At 70.9% G+C, this 206-nt stretch carries 1 protein-coding gene; it reads right to left on the bottom strand.

The window, feature by feature from the left end; translation table 11 throughout:
* A partial coding sequence (locus OEB96_RS00020) for a hypothetical protein (protein ID WP_266213323.1) occupies positions 1-206 on the bottom strand: 206 nt, incomplete at both ends.

Below are 206 nucleotides of genomic sequence, written 5' to 3'. Positions count from 1 at the left end.
AGCGTCGACACGATGGGGATGAAGTCGGTCCCGATGTCCGCCGCGGTGCGGGCCAAGTCGTCGATTGGGGCGTCCCAGATGTAGACCGGGCCGCGCTTGGTCACGCCGCCGGAGCACGCGGCGATCTCGGCGCACATGTCCGGGGTCACCCGGATCGTGAACTCCGGCGTACCGCCGGGCTGTCCGGCGTCGCTGCCGTGACGCGT

This window comes from Paraliomyxa miuraensis (assembly GCF_026337845.1).
Classification (GTDB): domain Bacteria; phylum Myxococcota_A; class Polyangia; order Nannocystales; family Nannocystaceae; genus Paraliomyxa; species Paraliomyxa miuraensis.
The sequence above is the reverse complement of the archived record's forward strand: the minus strand, read 5'-3'. Positions and strand labels throughout refer to the sequence as shown.